The sequence below is a fragment of the Neisseria sp. P0009.S007 genome (genome assembly GCF_051962515.1).
Window position 1 is genome coordinate 1 of record NZ_JBQCVF010000167.1, and the last position, 3288, is coordinate 3288.

At 54.2% G+C, this 3288-nt stretch carries 4 protein-coding genes; all 4 read left to right on the plus strand.

All coding sequences use genetic code 11. The features are described from left to right. Positions 1–105: 105 nt before the first annotated feature. Positions 106–450: a CidA/LrgA family protein gene (locus ACTHS3_RS10940; protein ID WP_049343552.1), complete on the plus strand. Its 345-nt coding sequence runs from the start codon at positions 106–108 to the stop codon at positions 448–450. After that, positions 450–1148 (plus strand): LrgB family protein, encoded by a 699-nt coding sequence (locus ACTHS3_RS10945; protein ID WP_063068450.1) that lies wholly within the window; start codon positions 450–452, stop codon positions 1146–1148. Before ACTHS3_RS10940 ends, ACTHS3_RS10945 begins: the two co-directional genes overlap by 1 nt. A 42-nt stretch (positions 1149–1190) precedes the next feature. Further along, entirely contained in the window at positions 1191–2411 is a 1221-nt protein-coding gene (argJ, locus tag ACTHS3_RS10950) for a bifunctional glutamate N-acetyltransferase/amino-acid acetyltransferase ArgJ (RefSeq protein ID WP_004519540.1), read from the plus strand. A 77-nt stretch (positions 2412–2488) separates the two neighbouring features. Further along, positions 2489–3288 (plus strand): chloride channel protein (locus ACTHS3_RS10955; RefSeq protein ID WP_440367956.1); only part of this gene is annotated, 800 nt, incomplete at its 3' end.

Consider the following 3288-nt stretch of genomic DNA (forward strand, 5'->3'; position numbering starts at 1 on the left):
AGGAAGGCGTTTCTTCCCTTTTCAGACGGCCTGTGGCACGATATGATTCAATGATTAATAAATTTTTTGAGGCCGTCTGAAAAAGGATAAGGAGAAACCGGCTTAATGAATATTATTCGTGCCTTATTGGTGGTATTGGGTTGCTTGGCTTTGGGCGAGGCAACCGTTTGGATTTTGGGGTTGAAGCTGCCGGGCAGTATTGTCGGCATGGCTTTGCTGTTTGCCGCGCTTCAGGCAGGCTGGGTCAAATTGTCTTGGGTGGGGGAACTGGCGGACATTTTGATGGCAAACCTGACTTTGTTTTTGGTGCCGCCTTGCGTGGCCGTCATCAGCTATTTGGATGTGATTGCAAACGACTGGTTTTCGATTCTGACGGCCACAATCGGCAGTACGATCTGCGTATTGTTGGTGACCGGCAAAGTGCATGAGTGGGTCAGGAGGTGGATGTGATGAACATAGACGGGCTGTTGCGCATGCCCTCGGTCATGCTGTTCCTGACTTTGGCCGTATATGCTTTGGCAGTGCAGATTCGGGCGCGCACGGGGAATGTGCTGTGTAATCCGGTATTGATCAGTACGCTGGTGTTGATGGGGTATTTGAAGGTATTTGCCATCGATTACGAGCTGTATCACGACGCGGCGCAGTTTATCGATTTTTGGTTGAAACCGGCAGTCGTGTTGCTGGCCGTGCCGCTTTATCGAAATTGGGACCGTATCCGCAGCCAGTGGTTGCCGGTGGTGTTGTCGCAGTTGGCGGGCAGCGTGACGGGCATTGTTACAGGCGTGTATTTTGCCAAATGGCTGGGCGCTTCGCGCGAAGTGATTTTGTCGCTGGCTTCCAAATCCGTGACCAACCCGATTGCGATTGAAATCACGGCATCGGTCGGCGGTATTCCGGCGATTACGGCGGCAACGGTGATTATTGCCGGACTTTTTGGCCAGATGGCCGGATATAAAGTGTTGAAAGGGGCGTTGTATATGCCTTCTTCAGTGGGAATGTCTTTGGGTACGGCCTCGCATGCGATGGGTATTGCGGCGTCTTTGGAATACGGCCGCCGTATGGCCGCCTATGCCGGCTTGGGCTTGACGCTCAACGGCGTGTTGACGGCGGTATTGGTGCCTATCTTGATTCCCTTATTGGGCGTATAGCGTTTAGGCCGTCTGAAAATAGTGTAAACAGGAGAAAATGATATGGCTGTAAATTTGACTGAAAAACGTGCAGACGAATTGTTGGAAATCGACGGTATCCGTCTGTTTACAGGTCGTGCCGGCATCAAGCAACAAGACCGCGACGATTTGACGCTGATGGTGTTGGGCGGCGGACATACGGTGGGCGCGGTGTTTACGCAAAACCGGTTCTGCGCCGCACCGGTGCATATCGCCAAGTCGCATCTGTTTGACCAAGACGGCGTGTGTGCCTTAGTCATCAATACGGGCAATGCCAATGCGGGTACCGGCGCACAAGGCCGTCTGGACGCGATTAAAGTGTGCGCGGCGGTGGCAGAGCAGGTCGGCTGCCAATCCAATCAGATTATGCCGTTTTCGACCGGCGTGATTTTGGAGCCGCTGCCTGTGGATAAAATCGTGGCCGCTTTGCCGCAAGTGCGCCCTGCATTCTGGTCGGACGCGGCGCGTGCCATCATGACGACGGATACTGTGCCGAAAGCCGCTTCACGCACAGGCTTGGTCGGCGAAAAACACACAGTCCGCGCCACCGGCATCTCCAAAGGCTCGGGCATGATTCATCCGAATATGGCGACCATGTTGTCGTTTATCGCCACTGATGCCAAAGTGTCCCAACCGATTTTGCAGCTGATGACCCAAGAAATCGCAGACGAAAGTTTCAATACGATTACCGTGGACGGCGACACCAGCACCAACGACAGCTTCGTGATTATGGCGACAGGCCGTTGCGGTCAGAGCGAAATCGACAATACCGCCGATCCGCGCTATGCGCAGCTCAAAGCATTGCTCGGTTCGCTGGCTTTGGAATTGGCGCAGGCGATTGTCCGTGATGGCGAGGGCGCGACCAAGTTCATCACGGTTGAAGTACAAAACGCGAAAACCCGCGAAGAGGCGCGCAAAGTGGCTTATGCCGTCGCCCATTCGCCTTTGGTAAAAACTGCTTTCTTTGCCTCCGACCCGAATTTGGGCCGTCTGTTGGCAGCCGTCGGCTATGCCGGTATTGAAGACTTGGACGTCGATGCTTTGAAAATGTGGCTGGATGACGTGTTGGTGGCTGAAAACGGCGGCCGTGCGGAAAGCTATACCGAAGAAGCAGGACAAGCCGTGATGAATCGTCCGGAAATTACCGTCCGCATCGATTTGCAACGCGGCGATACGACGGCGGCCGTCTATACCTGCGATTTGTCGCACGAGTATGTGTCGATTAACGCGGATTACCGTTCTTAAAAACCTTTATCCTTGTTTTCAGACGGCCTTTGAGAAAAGTATCAAGGCCGTCTGAACACATTGACTGCGTGCCTATTATGAAATTTCCACAGACTTGGGCGGCGCGCCTCGCCCACAAAATCCGCCAAACCAAACGCCTGTCGAAAAAGAGCATTGCCTTTCTGTTTTTGCTGGCAGGATCGGCACTGGTTGCCCTGACGGCTTTGATGTTTGCGTACTTGGCGGATTTGGCTTTGGAATGGAACGCTTTGTTGGTGGGAAAATATCCATGGTTTGCGTGGGTGGCCTTGCCGCTGGGTTTGCCGCTTTTGGCGTGGTTTACGCGCAAATTTGCGCCGTACACTTCCGGCAGCGGTATTCCGCAAGTCATCGCTTCGTTGTCTTTGCCGTATGGCGCGCAGAAAACCCGTCTGATTCGTCTGGGCGAAACCTTTTTTAAAATTCCGCTGACGTTTTTGGGCATGATTTTGGGGGCATCGATCGGCAGGGAAGGGCCGTCTGTACAAGTGGGTGCGGCGGTCATGAACGCTTGGGGCGCCTGGTGTAAAAAGCACGGGCTGGCGTTTAGGGGCATGCAGGAAAACGATTTGATTGCCGCAGGTGCGGCCGGCGGTTTGGCAGCGGCGTTTAACGCACCTTTGGCCGGCGTGGTGTTTGCCATCGAAGAATTGGGGCGCGGCGTGATTTTGCGTTGGGAACGCCAAATCCTGATGGGCGTGTTGGCAGCCGGTTTCATTCAAGTGGCGATACAGGGCAACAACCCGTATTTTTCAGGGTTTCAAGGGCATGAGCTGCCAAACATGCTGATGTGGGCCGCGGTGTCGGGCATCGTCTGCGGCGTGGCTGGCGGATTGTTCGGCAGCTTTTTGTATCGCGG

Coding starts and splice junctions, on each gene's coding strand:
- ACTHS3_RS10940 (WP_049343552.1), top strand. CDS start 106: ATGAATATTATTCGTGCCTTATTGGTGGTATTGGGTTGCTTGGCTTTG.
- ACTHS3_RS10945 (WP_063068450.1), top strand. CDS start 450: ATGAACATAGACGGGCTGTTGCGCATGCCCTCGGTCATGCTGTTCCTG.
- argJ (WP_004519540.1), top strand. CDS start 1,191: ATGGCTGTAAATTTGACTGAAAAACGTGCAGACGAATTGTTGGAAATC.